Genomic DNA, 18,759 nt, shown 5'->3' with positions numbered 1-18,759 from the left:
CGCCCCTCCCGCCCCGTTGACCGGCCCCGTTGACGGGATTTAGCGGGTCACCTGCGCGCGCCCGTCACCAGGATGGGGCGTCTGCAAGTACCCCCAAGCAAGGTCAACATCTCCGCTAACTACCACCAAGTGACGCCGACGTCCGGGGCGCTTGGTGGTAGTTATCTGCGGAAATGATCTTGCTTGGGGGTACTTGCAGACATACCAAGGAAAGTCGGGGACGGCAGGGCGCTTAGGAGGTGCTGCGGAAGGTCGGGGCCATCCGGTCGAAGAGTTCGGTGCGGCCGGTGCCCTCCTGGTCGGTCGGCACGGTGACCGACACCACCCAGAGGCTCGCCCCGCTGGGAAAGACCTGCGCGAACGTGGTGCGGTTAAGCGAGCGGACACTGTCCTGTGCCGGACTGTCCGCCGTAGGGGTCTCGACCGTGCGGTAGGTGAGCAGCAGGCCGTCCCGCTCGGACAGTCGTTCCGTCTCGCCGGGCACGAAGTCGCTCGGCGGCCACTGCGCCCGCAGCGTCGCGCCGTACTCCTCCGGAGACAGCGGGCCGTCGAACCGCTGCACGTCCAGCGCCTGCCTGCCGTCCGGGGAGACGAACTGCACGAGTGTGCTCGGCGGCAGTGCGTTCCCCCGTTGCTGAGTGACCGACGTCGTCCAGTCCTCCGGCACGTCCACCGAGAACATTCCGTCGTTGGTGCCGCGCACACTCGTCGCGTCACCCTGCCTGGTCACCAGCTCACTCAGCGGCGGCGCGGCAGGGGACTCGGGAGCGGGCCGCTGCGGTGGCGTGAGCGGCTGCGCCCCGACGGCCCTGGTCAGCGCGAACCCGCCCACAGCGGCCGCGATGAACAGCAGCACGGCGAGTACGACGAGTACGACTCCGCGCAGCACGCCCCGGCCGGAAACACCGCTGTCCGCGGTGGCCGCCGAAGCCGCCGCACCGAAGGGCAGCGGGCCGGGATCGCTGGCCAGCACCGCCCGCTCGTCTTCCGTTACCGTTTCCGGCTCCGCCCGCGCGGGCCGTGGCATGACCGGTGCGATGACCTGCGTGGTCGTGGTGTCCGCACGGTCCGGTGCTGGCGAGGCACCCGCATCGGCGAACAGTTCGGGCGCGAACAGCAGGTGGCGCGGCCGGGCGAGAAGTGGATACAGCCGCCGCCGGACCTCGCGCAGCGGCATCCGCGCTCCCGGTTCCTTGGCCATCAGACCCTGGATCATCGGAGCGAGCGGTCCGGGAGCCGGCGGTGGAACATCGCCGTGCACCACCCGGCCCACGGTCTCCAACGGATCACCGTCGGCGTCGTAGGGCGGCCTGCCCTCGACGGCGGCGAACAGCGTCGCGCCGAGACCCCACAGGTCGGCGCCCGGGGTCACCGCCCCGCCGGAGGCGACCTCGGGCGCGATGTAAGCGGGTGAGCCGAGCATCATTCCCGTGCGGGTCATCGTCGCCTCGGAGACATTGCGGGCGATGCCGAAGTCGTTGAGCTTGATCCGCCCGTCCTTGGCGACCAGCACGTTGCCCGGCTTCACGTCGCGGTGCGTGATCCCCGCGGTGTGCGCGGCCTCGAGTGCGGCCGCGACCGCGTCGCCGACCGCCGCCGCCTGAGCCACACTCAGCGGACCATGCGCTCGCAGCAGGCCGGCGAGGCTGCGGCCCGGTACCAGCTCCATGACGACGAACGGCTCGTCGTTCTCCCTCGCGACGTCATGCAGGATGATCACGTTCGGGTGCGAGAGCACCGCGATCGCCCTGGCCTCGCGCAGCGTCCGCTCGCGCAGTTCCGCGGCTTGCGCGGGCGGGACCCCTGGCGGCAGGCGTACCTCCTTCACCGCGACCGGACGGTGCAGGAACTCGTCGTAGGCCGACCAGACGGTGCCCATCGAGCCCGAGCCGAGCACGGCGTGCAACCGGTACCGACCTGCGACCACGCGCGGCTCGGCGCCGGCCAGGCGCTCCCCTTCGGGAGGACCTGCCGGTCCCGATTCGCTGTCGGTGCCGCTGCCGGAGGTGGACACGCCGACCATTGTGGCGTAGCCGCCATCGCCTGCTCGGCCCCACCGCCGACGGCGGTGCGGGCAGGGCAAACCGCGATCAGCCTCACATGTCGGCGGGCCCGTTGAGCCCTACCATCGTGGGTTATGACTTCGAGCGACGTGGCCGAGGCGACACCGCCCAGTGATCGGGAGCCCGACGAGCTGGCCCTGGCGGCCGAGTTCGACCGGCCGGACAAGGCGCAGTGGCGGGAGCTGGTGGCGGGCGTGCTGCGCAAGAGCGGTGCGCTGCCGGAGGGGTTGCACGACGCTCCGGAGTCCGTGCTGAGCAGCCGGACCTACGACGGCATCGAGATCCAGCCGCTGTACACCGCCGAGGACGCCGCCGCGCCCACCGGAATGCCCGGGTTGCCGCCGTTCGTGCGTGGCGCCCGGCCCGAGGGGCACGTGGGCACCGGCTGGGAGGTCCGCGCGCTGGTCGCGGACCCCGACCCGGTCGCGGCCAACCGAGCCGCACTGGCCGATCTGCACGGCGGTGTGCAGTCCCTGTGGTTGCGCGCGGGGGCGGGCGGCGTGCCGATCGACCGCCTCGCGGATGCGCTGAACGAGGTCTACGTCGACCTGGCGCCGGTCGTGCTCGATGCCGGTGCCGAGTACGCCGCCGCCGCGGACGCGTTGCTGGAGGTCTTCGCCGAGCGGAAGGTCCCGGCCAGCGAGGTCGGCGGCAATATCGGTGCCGACCCGATCGGCCTGCGTGCTCGCACCGGTCAGGCCCATGACCTCGCGCCCGCGGCGGAACTGGCGGCCCGGACGGCAGGCAAGCACCCGAAGCTGCGCACGATCGCCGTGGACGGGTTGCCGTTCCACGAGGCAGGCGGGTCCGACGCGCAGGAACTCGGCGCGTCGGTGGCCGCCGGTGTCGCCTATCTGCGCGCCCTCACCGCTGCCGGACTGGACGTGGACCAGGCGGCGAGCCAGTTGGAGTTCCGGCTCGCGGCCACGGCAGATCAGTTCCTCACCATCGCCAAGTTGCGTGCCGCCCGCAGGCTCTGGGCCAGGGTCACCGAGGTGTCGGGTGCGGGAGTCGCGAGCCGAGGCATGCGCCAGCACGCCGTGACGTCCACGGCCATGCTCACCCGGCGCGACCCGTGGGTGAACCTGCTGCGTGGCTGCGTCGCATGTTTCGCCGCGGGTGTCGGCGGCGCGGACGCGGTCACCGTGCTGCCATTCGATGCCGCACTGGGACAGTCCGACTCCTTCGCCAGGCGCATCGCCCGCAACACACAGGCGATTCTGCTGGAAGAGTCCAAACTGGCTGGAGTGATCGATCCCGCTGGCGGATCCTGGTACGTCGAGAATCTGACCGAAGAGCTCGCTCGCGCGGCCTGGCGGGAGTTCACCGAGATCGAGCGCCAGGGCGGCATCGAGTCCACCCTGGACTCCGGCTTCCTCGCCGACCGGCTCGCCGCCACGATGGCCACCCGGCAGCGGCGGCTGGCCACCCGCGAGGACGCGATCACCGGTGTGAGCGAGTTTCCGAACCTGGCCGAGCGGCCGCTGGAGCGGAAACCCTCGCCCGCTGTGTCCGAAACGGACGGACTGCCGAGGATTCGTTACGCCCAGGGGTACGAGGAGCTACGTGATCGCTCGGACGCCCACCTCGCCGCCGCTGGTGCCCGGCCGCGGGTCTTCCTCGCGACGCTCGGCCCGGTAGCAGCGCACACCGCGCGAGCGTCTTTCGCTTCGAACCTCTTCCAGGCCGGCGGTGTCGAACCGGTGCAGGCCGGGGCCACCACAGGCGTCGAGGATGTCGTAGCGGCGTTCCGGGAGAGCGGCAGCACCGTCGCCTGTGTCTGTGGCAGCGACAAGGCGTATCCGGAGCAGGCCCAGCCGGTCGCCGCCGCACTACGGGAGGCGGGAGCCGAAACAGTGCTGCTGGCAGGTAAACCAACCGAGGAGTACCCCGACCTCAACGGGTTCGTGTTCGCCGGGTGCGACGCGCTCGCCGTTCTGACCAGCACCCTGAACACGCTGGGAGTCCAAGCATGAGCATCCCCGATTTCGCCGACATCGACCTCGGCACACCGGAGCCCGCCGACCGCTCCGAATGGGCGGAAGCCCTGCACGCGAGCACCGGCAAGGGGGACGACGCGCTCACCTGGGAGACCCCAGAAGGAATCGGCATCAAGCCGGTCTACACCGGTGATGATCTGTCAGATGTGGACTTCCTGGAGACCTATCCCGGCGTCGCGCCGTTCCTGCGCGGTCCGTACCCGACGATGTACGTGAACCAGCCGTGGACCGTGCGCCAGTACGCCGGATTCTCCACGGCGCAGGAGTCCAACGCGTTCTATCGCCGCAATCTCGCAGCGGGCCAAAAAGGACTGTCGGTCGCCTTCGACCTGGCCACCCACCGTGGTTACGACTCCGATCACCCGCGCGTCGCCGGTGACGTCGGCATGGCCGGTGTCGCGATCGACTCCATCTACGACATGCGTCAGCTCTTCGACGGCATCCCGCTGGACAAGATGAGCGTGTCGATGACCATGAACGGTGCGGTGCTACCGGTCATGGCGCTCTACGTGGTGGCGGCCGAGGAGCAGGGGGTCGAGCCGGAACAGCTGGCGGGGACCATCCAGAACGACATCCTCAAGGAGTTCATGGTCCGCAACACCTACATCTACCCGCCGCAGCCGTCGATGCGGATCATCTCCGACATCTTCACCTACACCTCGCAGCGGATGCCCCGGTTCAACTCGATCTCCATCTCCGGCTACCACATGCAGGAGGCGGGAGCGACCGCCGATCTGGAGCTGGCCTACACCCTCGCCGACGGCGTCGAGTACATCCGTTCGGGCCTGGCAGGCGGACTGGACATCGACAAGTTCGCTCCGCGACTGTCGTTCTTCTGGGCCATCGGGATGAACTTCTTCATGGAGGTCGCCAAGCTGCGGGCGGCGAGGCTGCTGTGGGCCAAGCTGGTCAAGCAGTTCGAGCCGGCGTCGAGCAAGTCGCTTTCGCTGCGCACGCACTGCCAGACCTCGGGCTGGTCGCTGACCGCGCAGGACGTCTACAACAACGTCACCCGCACCTGTGTCGAGGCGATGGCCGCGACACAGGGGCATACGCAGTCCTTGCACACCAACGCCCTTGATGAGGCGCTGGCCCTGCCCACCGACTTCTCCGCCAGGATTGCCCGGAACACGCAGCTGATGCTGCAGCAGGAGTCGGGCACGACGAGGGTGATCGACCCGTGGGGTGGCAGCGCGTTCATCGAGAAGCTGACCTACGACCTCGCGCGTAAGGCGTGGGCGCACATCAGTGAGGTGGAGGCCGCGGGCGGCATGGCGCGCGCGATCGACGCGGGTATCCCGAAGCTGCGGATCGAGGAGGCGGCGGCCCGCACCCAGGCGCGGATCGACTCCGGACGGCAGCCGGTGATCGGGGTGAACAAGTACCAGCTCACCGGCGACGACGCCGCCGAGCAGATCGACGTGCTCAGGGTGGACAACGCCGACGTGCGCGCGCAGCAGCTGGAGAAGCTGCGCAGGCTGCGCGAGGAACGCGACGAGAACACCACCCAGGACGCGCTGCGCAGGCTGACCGAGGGCGCGCGGGGCGACGGCAACCTGCTGGCACTGGCCATCGACGCGGCGCGGGCGAAGGCCACGGTCGGGGAGATCTCCGACGCGCTGGAGAGCGTATGGGGGCGCCACTCCGGGCAGATTCGTACCATCTCCGGGGTGTACCGCGACGAGGTCGGCAAGTCCCAGAACGTGGAGCAGGCCCGCGAGCAGGTGGCCAAGTTCGCCGAGGAGGAGGGCAGGCGCCCCCGGATCCTCGTGGCCAAGATGGGCCAGGACGGCCACGACCGCGGCCAGAAGGTGATCGCCACGGCGTTCGCCGACATCGGCTTCGACGTGGACGTCGGGCCACTGTTCTCCACCCCGGCCGAGGTCGCGCGCCAGGCGGTCGAAGCGGACGTGCACGTGGTGGGCGTGTCCTCGCTCGCGGCGGGGCACCTGTCCCTCGTTCCCGCGTTGCGTGGTGAGCTGGCCGAGCTGGGGCGCGACGACATCGTCGTGGTCGTCGGCGGGGTCATCCCGCCGCAGGACTACGACGACCTGCGCAAGGCGGGTGCGGCGGCGATCTTCGGGCCGGGCACGGTGATCGCCGACGCCGCGATCGACCTGCTCCGTCAGCTCGAAGCGCGACACGCGGGGGACTGAGCGGGCGTGGCACGGGGGATCGACGTGTCCGAGTACGCCAAGGGCGTGCTGGCCGGGGACCGGGGCATGCTCTCCAGGGCGATCACGCTGGTGGAGTCGAGCAGGCCGGATCACCAGGCGCGGGCCCAGGAATTGCTGGTCGAGCTGCTGCCGCACGCCGGTGGATCGCACCGGGTGGGGATCACCGGGGTACCCGGTGTCGGCAAGTCGACATTTATCGACCAGCTGGGCACCGATCTGACCGGAGCGGGGCATCGCGTCGCGGTCCTCGCGGTCGACCCGTCCTCCACCCGGACCGGCGGCAGCATCCTCGGGGACAAGACCAGGATGGCGCGGCTCGGGGTGGACCCGGCGGCCTTCATCCGGCCCTCGCCGACCTCCGGCACGCTCGGCGGGGTGGCCAGGGCCACGCGCGAGACGATCGTGCTGATGGAGGCGGCCGGCTACGACATCGTGCTGGTCGAAACGGTCGGCGTCGGGCAGTCCGAGGTCACCGTCGCGAACATGGTCGACTGCTTCCTGTTCCTCACCCTGGCCCGTACTGGAGACCAGCTTCAGGGCATCAAGAAGGGCGTACTGGAACTCGCCGACGTCATCACGGTGAACAAGGCCGACGGCGAGCACGAGCGGGAGGCCCGCAGGGCGGCGCGGGAGCTGTCCGGGGCGTTGCGGATGATCTACGGCCCGGACGCGGAGTGGACGCCACCGGTACTGACCTGCAGTGCGCTCAACGACGTCGGCCTCGACATCGTGTGGCAGCAGATCGAACGGCACGCCGATGCGCTGCGTGAGTCCGGGGAGTTCGCGGAGAAGCGCAGCAGGCAGCAGGTGGACTGGACCTGGGCGATGGTCCGTGACCAGCTGCTCGGCAGGCTGGCGACGCACGTCGAGGTGAAGGCGGTCGTGCCGGAGGTGGAGCGGGCGGTGCGCGCGGGTGAGCTGACGGCCACCCTGGCGGCCGAACGGATTCTGGGTGCCTTCACCGGTGATCACCCGCGTGGCGACTGATCAGGGTGGCATCCGGCAGGGCAGACTGGTGTCCTGTGTTCGCGAGGGAGGCGGAGGCCGAGTGTCGATGATGGTGACCCGAGCCAGGGACATGGTGCTCGCCACGCTGCTCGGACTTGCGGTGGCGCTGGGCGCGGGTGGTGCTGTGGCGCTGGCCGAACCGGTCGGCGGGCAACCGTTCGTCGCGGCAGCACCGTTCGTCGCAGCCGATCCTGCGCTCACCCAGGACACGACTCCGGAGCCGGGGCCGACGCTGGATCCTGCCGAAAGTGAGCAGGCCAACGCGGAGAAGACGAAGAACAAGCTGATCGTCGGCGGTATCGCCGCGGTGCTCTTGGTGATCGTGCTGTGGGGTCGCAGCGTGCGGAAGAAGCGGACCAAGAACAGCAAGTAGGCGACCCGTTACAGCCTGACTGAATTCCGTCTAGCCGTTCGCCGCACGCCCGCTACCGGCTGTCTCGCCAGGTAGACTGGTCGCACCACGCATCACCTGTTTGGTGCAACACTCTCTGCAAATGCGTACGACAATCATCACCCAGCGAAGGTTCGATGTTGCGGTAGCCGCTGCGCTCGATCGGCTTGGTGTGGGTGCCTCGAACGGAGGTGCGGCGTGACGGTGCTCGATTCACGGCCAGGTGTTCCCAGGGAGCCGGACGGCAGGTCTCGCTCGACCGGGGATTCCACGGGTTCCACCGCGCTGATCACCGAATCCGGCGTCAGCATGACTTCTGTGCAGGATGTGGGTGCGGGACGAGGGCCGTTCTGGCTCGACGACTGGTTGCGGGCGAACGCGGCCGACGTCGTCGGCTGGCGCAGGCATATCCACGCAAACCCCGAACTGGCCCGGCACGAGTACGCCACCACCGAACTCATCGTGCGGAAACTGCGGGCGGTCGGCCTGCGGCCCACGGTCCTGCCAGGCGGCACGGGCGTGGTCTGTGACATCGGCTCCGGCCCGGTGTGCGTGGCGCTGCGCGGCGACATGGACGCGCTGCCGCTAACCGAGGCGACGGGGCTGCCCTACTCGTCCACCGTCGACGGTGTCGCGCATGCCTGTGGACACGACGCCCACACCACGATCCTGCTGGCCGCGGGCCTCGCGCTGTCGACGGCGCCGGAGCTGCCCGGCCGCGTCCGGCTGATCTTCCAGCCGGCCGAGGAGGTCATGCCCGGCGGCGCGCTCGACGCGATCGCGGCCGGCGCGCTCGAGGGTGTCGACCGGATCTTCGGCCTGCACTGCGATCCGCGGCTGCCGGTCGGCAGGGTCGGCACCAGGGTGGGTGCGCTCACCTCCGCGGCCGACCTGATCGAGCTGCGGCTGACCTCCCCAGGCGGGCACACCTCCCGGCCGCACCTGACGGCCGACCTGGTGCACGCGCTGGGCACAGTGATCACCTCGCTGCCGTCGGTGCTCTCCCGCCGCGTCGACCCGCGCTCCGGCACCGTGCTGGTGTGGGGGGCGGTGCACGCTGGCGAGGCCGCGAACGCGGTCCCCCAGGAGGGCCTGCTGCGCGGCACACTGCGGACCGCGGACCACGACGTGTGGACGGAGCTGGAGCCGCTGGTGGCCGCGTCGGTGGAGTCCCTGCTGGCGCCGACCGGTGTCGGTTTCGAACTGGACTACCGCAGGGGCGTGCCACCGGTGGTGTGTGACCCGGACAGTACGTACCTGCTGCGTGCCGGAGTCGAAGCCGCACTGGGCGACGACTCCCTCGCAGGCACCGAGCAGTCCTCCGGCGGTGAGGACTTCGGCTGGTACCTGCAGCAAGCGCCGGGCGCATTCGCCCGCCTCGGCGTCTGGCCGGGCGAGGGCGCGATGCGCGATCTGCACCAGCCCACCTTCGAACTAGACGAGCGCGCACTCCTCGCCGGCACCCGAGTCATGGTCCACACAGCCCTGGCCGCCCTCGCCTAACCCGACTTTGCAGTTCCAGGGCCCGACTTTGCAGTTCCGGTGACCGAGTTGGCAGTTCCGGGACCCCGAGTTGGCAGTTCCCGGTGCCATGAGTTATCCACGGGGGTCGTAACGAGCTGACCTGCGGTACCGGCGGGTTATCCACAGCCTGTGGAGTTATCCACAGGCGTGGAAAACAGGGCTAGGTGGTACGCGCTCCAACGCGTCATGTTGGACGTATGTTGATCTCACGTCCCGACTTCCACGGCGCGTATCTGCGTGCCGATCTCGAAACGCTCATGGGGCAGGAGGCGCTGCGCGCGGCCGTACGCGATGGCCGGTTCGCGAAGTTCTCCAAGGGTGTGCTGCTCGAGTCGCGCAGGGCGGCGGATTTCCGCACCCGCGCCGCGGGTGCCCTCCTGTTGGCGGGGGAGGGAGCGGCCCTCGCCCGCCAGAGCGCATTGGTCCTCCACGGCTGTACCGCCGCCCGAGCCGCGCCGGTACACGTACTCGTCGCCTGCCGTCGTGGTCTGCGCAACCGGCCGGGGATGGTGGTGCACCACGGGTCGTTCGGCCCGAGGGACATCGATTTGGTGGACGGTCTGCGCACTCAGGCACTCGATCTGGCGTTGGCCGACGTGCTGTGCCGGGACGACCGACGGACCGGGATCGCCTGCGCGGACCAAGCACTGGCCCTGCAGTCGGAAGCTGACCTTGGGAGGTTCCGGGCCGCTGTCGAAAGACGGGTTGTGCTGCGACCGGATCCACGCGGCTCCCGTCAGGCCGTCGCGTTGTTCGAGCTGGCCACAGGGCTTGCCGAATCGCCTGCCGAGAGCTGGACGCTGCTGAGCCTGTTCGACGGCGGTCTCCCCGTTCCGGTGCAGCAATACCGGATTCTCGACGTCTCGGGAAGAGAGGTTTACCGGCTCGATTTCGCCTGGCCCGAGCTACGCGTCGCCGTGGAGTACGACGGTTACGAGGCGCACGAGGGACGAAAGGCAGCGGACCAGGCCAGGGAGGACGATCTGCGGCGGCGAGGATGGATCGTGGTCAGGGCTGACGCTGCCGATTTACGCGACTCCAGCCGACTGCTCGCGGCGGTCCAGGCCGCGTTTCGCGCGCGGGGGATGAGGTGACACCCCGGAACTGCCAAGTCGGGCCCTGGAACTGCCAAGTCGGGCCCTGGAACTGCCAACTCGGGCACCGGAACTGCCAACTCGGGCTCGGGAACTGCCAAGTCGGGTTAGGGGGCTATGCCTCGGCAGGGGCGGGTGCGGAGGGCGTCGACGTAGTCGGCGGGGGCGCCCGCTGCCTCGGCGGCGTCGGCGAGGACGCCTAGGTAGCGGGCGGAGGGGAGGCCGCCTTCGTAGCCGTCGAGGACGTAGAACCAGGCCAGGACGGATCCCTCCATGGTCTGGACCCGCAGCCTGATCTTGTTGTGGATGCCGAGTTCGCCGCCTTCCCAGCGGTCGAGCCCGGACTCGTCCAGCGACGTGACGTCGTAGAGCACCACGAACACCCGGGAATCCGGATCCTCGACGATGGTGCCCAGCGCTCCCTCCCAGCCGAGATCCTCGCCACCGAAGGTCAGTCGCCAGCCTTCCAGCCAGCCGGTACCAGCCATCGGCGAGTGGGGGGCTCGCTCCATCATCTGGGCGGGTTCCATGTTGGACCCGTACGCGGCATACAAGGGCACGGCCATAGCGTAGCTGCCGATCGATCACCCGATGGGACGCACTCCAGGGGTGTGGCCACCCCGGTGAGCCGAACGGTCGTCCGCGTACGGTGGGCGACGTCGAACCTGTGGAGGAGGAATCAAGGTGACCAGGATCGTGATCATGGGCGGTGGACCTGCCGGTTACGAGGCAGCACTGGTCGCCGCGCAGCACGGGGCGGACGTCACCGTAGTGGAGCGGGACGGTCTCGGCGGCGCGTGCGTGCTCTACGACTGTGTCCCGTCAAAGACCTTCATCGCCTCGTCAGGGGCGCGGGCCGGGATGCACGGCCTGAGCGAACTGGGTATCTCCACCGATCTCGCGGATACGACGATCGACCTTCGTACCGTGCACGGCCGGGTGAAGGGGCTCGCGCTCGCGCAGTCGGCCGACATTCGCGCCAGGGTGCAGCGCGAGGGCGTCAAGGTCATCAACGGCACCGCCCGGTTCTGTGACGAGGAGCCCGGCCTGGCCACCCACAAGGTCGCCGTCTCAGGTCCCGCAGGCGACCAGGTGCTCGACGCCGACGTCGTGCTGGTCGCCACCGGCGCGACCCCAAGGGTGCTGCCCGGTGCGGTCCCCGACGGCGAGCGGATCCTGGACTGGCGCCAGCTCTACGACCTGCCCGAACTGCCGGAGCACCTCGCGGTCATCGGCTCGGGCGTCACCGGCGCCGAGTTCGCCTCCGCCTACACCGAGATGGGTGTCAAGGTCACCGTCGTCTCCAGCCGGGATCGGGTGCTGCCACACGAGGACGCCGACGCCGCCGCCGTGCTGGAGGAGGTCTACACCCAGCACGGGACCACCGTGGCCAAGCACGCGCGGGCCGATCGGGTGGAACGCACCGACAAGGGCGTCGAGGTCCACCTCACCGATGGCAGGGTGATCGAGGCCAGCCATGCGCTGATGACCGTCGGCTCGGTGCCGAACACCAACGACATCGGCCTGGAGCGAGTCGGGATCGAACCGGGGCCGGGTGGCTTCATCTCCGTCGACCGCGTGTCCAGGACCAGCGTGTCCAACGTCTACGCGGCGGGCGACTGCACGGGCCTGATGATGCTCGCCTCGGTCGCCAGCATGCAGGGCCGGATCGCGATGTGGCACGCGCTGGGCGAAGGCGTGGCCCCGATCAAGCTCAAGACCGTGGCCGCGAACGTCTTCACCCATCCGGAGATCGCCACGGTCGGTATCGGCCAGCAGGTGATCGACTCCGGCGAGGTCCCGGCCCGCACGATCATGCTTCCGCTGGCGACCAACGCCAGGGGCAAGATGGAAGGCCTCCGGCACGGTTTCGTGAAGCTGTTCTGCCGGCCCGCGACCGGCGTGGTCATCGGTGGCGTGGTGGTGGCACCGACGGCGAGCGAGCTGATCCTGCCGATCGCCCTCGCCGTGCAGAACCAGCTGACCGTCGAGCACCTGGCGCTGACCTTCGCGGTCTACCCGTCGCTGTCCGGCTCGATCACCGAGGCCGGACGCCAGCTCATGCGCCACGACGACCTGGACTGAGGCGCACTTTCCCGGGAAAGTGCCCCGCGCGAAGCGGCGCGCTTTCCCGGGAAAGTGCGACGGTCAGTCCTCGTCGTCGACCCAGTCGAAGGTCTTGGTGACGGCCTTCTTCCAGTTGCGGTACTCCTTCGCGCGACGGTCGGAATCCATCGCCGGGTCCCACTGCTTGTCCTTGGCCCAGTTGCTGCGGATGTCCTCCTCGCTGGCCCAGAACCCGACGGCCAGTCCCGCGGCGTAGGCGGCACCGAGGGCGGTGGTCTCGTTCACCACCGGCCGGATCACCGGGACGCCGAGGATGTCGGCCTGGAACTGCATCAGCAGCTCGTTGACGACCATCCCGCCGTCGGCCTTAAGCGATTTGAGCGGCACGCCCGAGTCGGCGTTCATCGCGTCGATCACTTCGCGTGTCTGGAACGCCGTCGCCTCCAGCACGGCACGGGCGAGGTGGCCCTTGTTGATGAACCGGGTGAGGCCGACGATCGCGCCACGGGCGTCGGAGCGCCAGTACGGTGCGAACAACCCGGAGAAGGCCGGCACGAAGTAGGCGCCGCCGTTGTCATCGACCGTACGGGCGTGTTCCTCGATCTCGGCCGCCGAGCCGATCATGCCGAGGTTGTCCCGCAGCCACTGCACCAGTGAACCGGTGACCGCGATCGCACCCTCGAGTGCGTAGACCGTGTCGTTGGAGCCGATTTTGTAGCAGACCGTGGTGAGCAGCCCGTTGTTCGACAGCACCTTCTCCGTGCCGGTGTTGAGCAGCACGAAGTTGCCGGTGCCGTAGGTGTTCTTCGCCTCGCCGGGGGACAGGCACGCCTGCCCGAACGTCGCGGCCTGCTGGTCACCGAGAATGCCCGCGATCGGCACACCGGCCAGCGCACCCTTCGCCCGTACCTTGCCGTACTCCTCAGAGGACGAGCGGATCTCCGGGAGCATCGACATCGGGATGCCCATGTCCGCTGCGATGCCCTCGTCCCAGCTGAGGGTGTCCAGATCCATCAGCAGCGTGCGGGAAGCGTTGGTCGGGTCGGTGACGTGGATACCGCCGTCCGGGCCGCCGGTCATGTTCCACAACACCCAGGTGTCCATGTTGCCGAACAGCAGTTCGCCTGCTTCGGCGCGCTTGCGCACACCGTCCACATTGTCCAGAATCCACTTGATCTTCGGGCCGGAGAAGTAGGTGGCCAGTGGCAGCCCGGTCTTCTCGCGGTAACGCTCCTGGCCACCGCCGAGCGCGCCGAGTTCGGTGACGATCCGGTCGGTCCGCGTGTCCTGCCAGACGATCGCGTTGTACACCGGCTTACCGGTCTTGCGGTCCCAGACCACGGTGGTCTCGCGCTGGTTCGTGATCCCCACCGCGACGAGGTCGGTGGTGTGCAGATCGGCCTTGGCGATGGCTCCCGCTGCGACCGCGCGGGTGTTGGACCAGATCTCCTCGGCGTCGTGCTCGACCCAGCCAGCCTGCGGGAAGATCTGTTCGTGCTCCCGCTGGTCGACGGCCATCACCCTGCCGGAGTGGTCGAAGATCATGGTGCGGGTCGAGGTCGTGCCCTGGTCGATCGCGGCAACGTACGAAGTCATAAGGCTCCCTTTCGGGCGAGATACGGGTCAGGCTGTGGGCAGGACGAGGAACATCAGCGCGGCCAGCGCGGCACCGACCAGCGGTCCGACGACCGGCACCCAGGAGTAGCTCCAGTCCGCTTTCCCCTTGCCCTTGATGGGCAGGATGAACGCGTAGGCGATTCGTGGGCCGAGGTCGCGCGCCGGGTTGATCGCGTAGCCGGTGGGGCCACCAAGCGAGGTACCGATCACGAGGACGACGAACGCGACGCCCGCGTAGCCCAGCGCCGAGTTCCCGAACGTGGGGACCTCGCCGTTGACGGCCGGTTCGTACACCGGGGTGAGCAGGATCCAGGCGACCAGCACGAAGGTGCCGATGATCTCGGTGACCAGGTTCCACGCGGGCTTGCGGATCGTCGGCGCCGTGGAGAAGATGCCCAGCGTCAGCCCGGGCTCAGGATGGTCGTCGAACTGCAGTTTGTAGGTGGCCCAGCAGAGGACCGCACCTAGCACGCCACCGACCATCTGACCGGCGAAGTAGATCGGCACATCGGCCCACTCCGTCTGCCCGCTGATCGCGAGGCCGAGAGTCACCGCCGGGTTGATGTGCGCTCCGCTCGGCGCGGCGAGGCTCGCGCCGGCGAAGACCGCGAAGGCCCAGCCGAAGGTGATGAAGAGGAAGCCGGCGCCGTTGCCGATGGTCTTGCGTAGCGTGTTGTTGGCGACCACCGCGGTACCGAGCAGCACGAGCACCGAGGTGCCGAGCATCTCCCAGATGAAAATCGAACCCGCACTCATTGGCCCTCCCAGTCGATCACTCCTGTGCGGACCGGCCCGGCAGACTGCGGCGCCGTAGCCGATCCACGATCACCGCACGCTACTGCGTTCATGGCGATCATTCCAGGCACCAACTGTCGCAATTGGTCTGGCGAAGCCGAGCGAGTGTCACTCGCCTCGCCGACGAGTGACAAGGCAGTGGACGTGCCATCCTGGAGGGACGAAGACTCGAGGAGGAACTCTGGTGACTGAGCCGCAGCGTGGACCCCGGCCCGGACCCCGTGCCGCGACAGGCGACCCGGCGGTGCTGGGACCGCAGAGCCGGTCGGAATCATGGGAGCGCCTCGGTTCGGAGACGTTCGACGTCGTGGTCATCGGCGGAGGTATCGTCGGTGCCGGTGTCGCGCTGGACGCGGCGACCCGTGGGCTGCGGGTCGCGCTGATCGAGGCGCGGGATCTGGCCGCGGGCACCTCCAGCCGGTCCAGCAAACTGTTCCACGGTGGACTGCGCTATCTGGAACAGCTGGAGTTCGGACTGGTCCGTGAGGCGCTGCGCGAGCGGGAGCTCATGCTCACCCTGCTGGCGCCGCATCTGGTGAAGCCCGTCAGTTTCCTCTACCCGTTGACCCGCCGCGTGTGGGAGCGCCCGTACACCGCCGCTGGGCTGTTCCTCTACGACACGATGGGTGGCGCCAGGTCGGTGCCGGGGCAGAAGCATCTGACCAGGGCGGGCGCGCTGCGGATGGTGCCCGCGCTCAAGCGGGACGCGCTGATCGGCGGTATCCGCTACTACGACGCGCAGGCCGACGACGCCCGGCACACCATGACCGTCGCGCGCACCGCGGCGCACTATGGCGCGATCGTGCGCACCTCCACCCAGGTCGTTGATTTCCTGCGCGAGGCCGACCGGGTCTCCGGCGTCCGCGTGCGCGATGTCGAGGACGGCAGGGAGACCGACGTCCAGGCGGGCGTGGTGATCAACTGCACCGGCGTGTGGACCGACGAGCTGCAGCGCCTGTCCGGCAGCCGCGGCCGGTTCAGGGTGCGCTCCAGCAAGGGTGTGCACATCGTGGTGCCGAGGGACCGGATCGTGTCCGAGTCCGGCATGATCCTGCGCACCGAGAAGTCCGTGCTGTTCGTGATCCCGTGGCGAAACCACTGGATCATCGGCACCACCGACACCGACTGGAACCTCGACCTCGCCCACCCGGCCGCCACCAAGCACGACATCGACTACCTGCTCGAGCACGTGAACGAGGTGCTGGCCACGCCGCTGACCCACGACGACATCGAGGGGGTCTACGCCGGGCTGCGGCCGCTGCTCGCCGGGGAGAGCGAGGAGACGTCGAAGCTCTCCAGGGAGCACGCTGTCGCGAGGGTCGCGCCCGGGTTGGTGGCGATCGCGGGCGGCAAGTACACCACCTACCGGGTCATGGCGGCGGATGCGGTGGACGCGGCAGCCGTGGACCTGCCTGGCAGGCCGCAGTCCTCGATCACCGACAAGGTGCCGCTGATCGGCGCCGACGGCTACCACGCCCTGGTGAACCAGGCCGATCACCTCGCGGCGCAGCACGGGCTGCACCCCTACCGGGTGCGGCACCTGCTGGACCGCTACGGCTCCCTCGTGCACGAGGTGCTGGCCATGGCCGACGAGCGGCCGGAGTTGCTCAAACCACTGGAGCACGCTCCCGACTACCTGGCCGTTGAGGTCGTCTACGCGGTCAGCCACGAGGGCGCCCTGCACCTGGAGGACGTACTCGCGCGGCGCACCCGCATCTCCATCGAGTACCCGCACCGAGGGGTGGACTGCGCCCAGCAGGTGGCGACGCTGATGGGCGAGATCCTCGGCTGGTCCGCCGATGTGACCGACCACGAGGTCGAGGTCTACCGGGCGAGGGTGGAGGCGGAACGCGACTCCCAGACCCAGCCCAACGACGAGGCGGCCGACGCCCGCAGGGTCGCCGCGCCGGAGGCCCGTGCCAACATCACCGAACCGGTCAGCTGACGCGGCCGTGCCGGGCGCGCAGGGCGTGCCTGTCCAGTTTGCCGATCGGGGTGAGTGGTAGCGCGCGGGTGTACTCCACGGACGCGGGGACCAGGTGCTCCTTGGCGAGCGTCGCACGCACGTGCTCGCGTAGCGCCTCGGTGGTTTCCGGGGTGCCCGCCGCCGGATCGGTGGGCACCACCACGGCGTGTACCAGCTCGCCCTCCCCGCCAGGTCCCGGCATGCCGAACACCGCGGCCTGCCGGACCAGCGGGTGCCCGGTGAGCGCGTCCTCCACGACGGCCGGATGGACCAGGCTGCCGTTCTCACCGGTGACGATGACATCGTCCAGCCTGCCCTGCAGGTACAGGTAGCCGTCGCTGTCGAACGTCCCCGCGTCACCGGTGCGCAGCCAGCCCGCATCGAGGGGATCCGGCCTGCCGAGGTAGCCGTCCATCAGCGCGAGTCCGCGCACCAGGACCTCGCCGGAGTCCCCAGGACCGTCGGCGCCGTCGATACGGGCTTCCATCCCCGGCACGATCCGCCCGACCGAGCCGAGCCGGTGCGGCTGGTCGACCAGTTCTGCCGGTGGCAGGTGCGCGACCATCGGCGCCTCGGTGAGCCCGTAACCCTGCCCGACCACCGGGCCGAACACCTCCAGCGCCTGCCGCAGCCGGTACGCGGGAAGCGGGCTCGCGCCGACGGAGAGCGCACGCATGCTGCTCAGATCCGTGGCGGCGATCGCGGGGTGGTCGAGCAGTTGCGCCAGCCTCGGTGGGGTGAGCGACAACGTGGTGATTCGCTCGGCCTCGATGGCGTGCAGCACGGCCTTCGCGTCGAAACCTTCGTGCAGTATCACCACGTCCCCGCGCAGCAACGCGCCGAGGACCGCGGCGTTGCCGGTCATATGGGACACCGGCGCCACCAGCAGTGCGCGCTCCGGCGAGTCGGGCCCCGGGCGGAAGATGTGCGCCATGCCGTCGTAGATCCCGCTGTGCCGGATGAGCTTGGGTGTCCCGGTCGTGCCGCCCGAGGTGAAGATCGCCGCTACCGCCCCGGGCAGCCGCGCTGCGGCGGTGGGCCACTCACACAACAGATCCACCGCTCCTGGTGCCGTGGCCGGTCCGAGGGTCAGGACCCGATGCGGCGGGCGGAGCAGGCCGGGCTCCCGCTCCGGGTCGACGACCACCGTGTTCGCCCCGCTCGCGGAGATCGCCGCGACCTGGTCCGGCAGGCTCGCCGAGGCCCCGACCAGCAGTACGGTGGCGCCGCGCAACTGGGCGGCCAGTTGTACGAGCACGGTTTCGGGGCGGTTGCCGCCGATGATCGCGACCGTCTCGCCCGCGCCGACCTGTTGGGCCGCGAGGCCGTCGTGCAGCCTGCGCAGCAGGCCCGCCGCGACCGCGTAGGTCATCCGTTGTCCCCGGTACACGAACGCGGCTCGGTCGCCACCCGTGTCCAGCGCGTCGAGGATGCGGGTCAGGAAGTAGCTCGGCACCGCGGCTGGCTCACGCCTCGCCATCCGGACCCCGGGTCCAGATCAGCTCCGGCTCGCCACCCTGGTCCCCGTGCTGGGTGCGCAGATGAGTGAAACCACAGCGCTGGGCGACCGCCGCCGACGCGCGGTTGCTCTCCTCGTGCTGGTAGCTGATCTCCCGTAGCCCGAGCGCGCCGAAACCGAAGCGCAGGGCCGCGCTCAGCGCCGTCACCCCGACGCCCCTGCCTCTGGCCCTCGGATGCACCCACAGCCCGGCCTCCGCGACCCCCGCGTCCAGGTCGAGGTTCTTCAGCAGCACCTCGCCGAGCAGGTCTCCTGTGGTCGGTTCGGCCACCGCCCAGGAGCAACGTTCGTCGCGCTCCCACTGCCGGGCACGTACGGCGACGTACTCGCCCGCCTCCTCCAGCGTGCCGACCTGATAGCCGGGGACGTAACGGCGCTGCGCGGGATCGGCGAAGGCCTCGACCAGCGCGGGCCGGTCGTCGAGCAACTCGTCCGCCCGCAGCTGGCGCAGGTAGTAGCTGCCCGCGTTGATCTCGACCGGTTCCATGGCCTGACTCTATCGCCAGCTTGCCGGAGAACTCGGGGCCGCGATCGATCG

The 18,759-nt window shown here is 69.5% G+C and carries 14 protein-coding genes; 8 read left to right on the top strand and 6 right to left on the bottom strand.

All coding sequences use genetic code 11. From position 1 onward, the window contains the following. Positions 1–232: 232 nt before the first annotated feature. A complete protein-coding gene (locus D0C15_RS28315) occupies positions 233–1,927 on the bottom strand; it encodes a serine/threonine-protein kinase (protein WP_281270737.1) in 1,695 nt (564 codons plus the stop codon). 210 nt (positions 1,928–2,137) lie between these two features. Here D0C15_RS28315 and D0C15_RS28310 point away from each other — a divergent pair, with 210 nt between their 5' ends. The 6 genes from D0C15_RS28310 (at position 2,138) to D0C15_RS28285 (ending at position 10,257) form a co-directional block, all read left to right on the top strand. After that, the gene (locus tag D0C15_RS28310) at positions 2,138–4,039 is read left to right on the top strand and encodes a methylmalonyl-CoA mutase family protein (protein WP_116051174.1); all 1,902 of its coding nucleotides are present in this window, start codon (positions 2,138–2,140) and stop codon (positions 4,037–4,039) included. Further along, positions 4,036–6,219 (top strand): methylmalonyl-CoA mutase, encoded by a 2,184-nt coding sequence (scpA, locus tag D0C15_RS28305; protein ID WP_116051173.1) that lies wholly within the window; start codon positions 4,036–4,038, stop codon positions 6,217–6,219. The genes D0C15_RS28310 and scpA overlap by 4 nt, the downstream gene beginning before the upstream one ends. Before the next feature lie 6 nt (positions 6,220–6,225). Continuing rightward, a complete protein-coding gene (meaB, locus tag D0C15_RS28300) occupies positions 6,226–7,227 on the top strand; it encodes a methylmalonyl Co-A mutase-associated GTPase MeaB (RefSeq protein ID WP_116051172.1) in 1,002 nt (333 codons plus the stop codon). Beyond that, positions 7,217–7,621, top strand: coding sequence for a hypothetical protein (locus D0C15_RS28295; RefSeq protein ID WP_245976328.1), 405 nt, complete (start codon positions 7,217–7,219; stop codon positions 7,619–7,621). The genes meaB and D0C15_RS28295 overlap by 11 nt, the downstream gene beginning before the upstream one ends. A 216-nt stretch (positions 7,622–7,837) precedes the next feature. Beyond that, entirely contained in the window at positions 7,838–9,142 is a 1,305-nt protein-coding gene (locus D0C15_RS28290) for a M20 family metallopeptidase (protein ID WP_116051171.1), read from the top strand. Between the two features lie 218 nt (positions 9,143–9,360). Then, complete coding sequence (locus D0C15_RS28285; protein WP_116051170.1) at positions 9,361–10,257, top strand: DUF559 domain-containing protein; 897 nt, start codon at positions 9,361–9,363, stop codon at positions 10,255–10,257. 107 nt (positions 10,258–10,364) lie between these two features. Here the strand turns inward: D0C15_RS28285 and D0C15_RS28280 are convergent, their stop codons facing one another. After that, on the bottom strand, positions 10,365–10,817 hold the full coding sequence (locus D0C15_RS28280) for a gamma-glutamylcyclotransferase (RefSeq protein ID WP_211323352.1): 453 nt from the start codon (positions 10,815–10,817) through the stop codon (positions 10,365–10,367). A 124-nt stretch (positions 10,818–10,941) separates the two neighbouring features. Here D0C15_RS28280 and D0C15_RS28275 point away from each other — a divergent pair, with 124 nt between their 5' ends. After that, positions 10,942–12,342 carry an NAD(P)H-quinone dehydrogenase gene (locus D0C15_RS28275; RefSeq protein ID WP_116051169.1) on the top strand — a complete coding sequence of 467 codons (1,401 nt, stop codon included), beginning with the start codon at positions 10,942–10,944 and terminating at the stop codon, positions 12,340–12,342. Positions 12,343–12,405: 63 nt separating this feature from the next. On the opposite strand, the gene glpK is transcribed toward D0C15_RS28275, so the two are convergent. Then, complete coding sequence (gene glpK, locus D0C15_RS28270) at positions 12,406–13,920, bottom strand: glycerol kinase GlpK (RefSeq protein ID WP_116051168.1); 1,515 nt, start codon at positions 13,918–13,920, stop codon at positions 12,406–12,408. Positions 13,921–13,947: 27 nt separating this feature from the next. Then, complete coding sequence (locus tag D0C15_RS28265; protein ID WP_116051167.1) at positions 13,948–14,697, bottom strand: MIP/aquaporin family protein; 750 nt, start codon at positions 14,695–14,697, stop codon at positions 13,948–13,950. A 286-nt stretch (positions 14,698–14,983) separates the two neighbouring features. Between D0C15_RS28265 and glpD the strand changes: the two genes are divergently transcribed. Beyond that, positions 14,984–16,681 carry a glycerol-3-phosphate dehydrogenase gene (glpD, locus tag D0C15_RS28260; RefSeq protein WP_162830284.1) on the top strand — a complete coding sequence of 566 codons (1,698 nt, stop codon included), beginning with the start codon at positions 14,984–14,986 and terminating at the stop codon, positions 16,679–16,681. Here glpD and D0C15_RS28255 read toward each other — a convergent pair. Together D0C15_RS28255 and D0C15_RS28250 are read right to left on the bottom strand one after the other, a co-directional pair. Further along, positions 16,674–18,182 (bottom strand): class I adenylate-forming enzyme family protein, encoded by a 1,509-nt coding sequence (locus tag D0C15_RS28255; RefSeq protein ID WP_116051165.1) that lies wholly within the window; start codon positions 18,180–18,182, stop codon positions 16,674–16,676. The two genes, glpD and D0C15_RS28255, sit on opposite strands and share 8 nt — an antisense overlap. Next, entirely contained in the window at positions 18,169–18,708 is a 540-nt protein-coding gene (locus D0C15_RS28250; protein WP_116051164.1) for a GNAT family N-acetyltransferase, read from the bottom strand. Before D0C15_RS28250 ends, D0C15_RS28255 begins: the two co-directional genes overlap by 14 nt. Positions 18,709–18,759: the final 51 nt, after the last annotated feature.

Source organism: Amycolatopsis palatopharyngis (assembly GCF_003385185.1).
GTDB classification, from domain to species: Bacteria; Actinomycetota; Actinomycetes; order Mycobacteriales; family Pseudonocardiaceae; genus Amycolatopsis; species Amycolatopsis palatopharyngis.
The sequence above is the reverse complement of the archived record's forward strand: the minus strand, read 5'-3'. Positions and strand labels throughout refer to the sequence as shown.

What these genes read in the sequence shown, in the direction of transcription:
- D0C15_RS28310 (WP_116051174.1), top strand. Translation starts at nt 2,138, where the DNA reads ATGACTTCGAGCGACGTGGCCGAGGCGACACCGCCCAGTGATCGGGAG.
- scpA (WP_116051173.1), top strand. Translation starts at nt 4,036, where the DNA reads ATGAGCATCCCCGATTTCGCCGACATCGACCTCGGCACACCGGAGCCC.
- D0C15_RS28285 (WP_116051170.1), top strand. Translation starts at nt 9,361, where the DNA reads ATGTTGATCTCACGTCCCGACTTCCACGGCGCGTATCTGCGTGCCGAT.
- glpK (WP_116051168.1), bottom strand. Translation starts at nt 13,920, where the DNA reads ATGACTTCGTACGTTGCCGCGATCGACCAGGGCACGACCTCGACCCGC.
- D0C15_RS28265 (WP_116051167.1), bottom strand. Translation starts at nt 14,697, where the DNA reads ATGAGTGCGGGTTCGATTTTCATCTGGGAGATGCTCGGCACCTCGGTG.
- D0C15_RS28255 (WP_116051165.1), bottom strand. Translation starts at nt 18,182, where the DNA reads ATGGCGAGGCGTGAGCCAGCCGCGGTGCCGAGCTACTTCCTGACCCGC.
- D0C15_RS28250 (WP_116051164.1), bottom strand. Translation starts at nt 18,708, where the DNA reads ATGGAACCGGTCGAGATCAACGCGGGCAGCTACTACCTGCGCCAGCTG.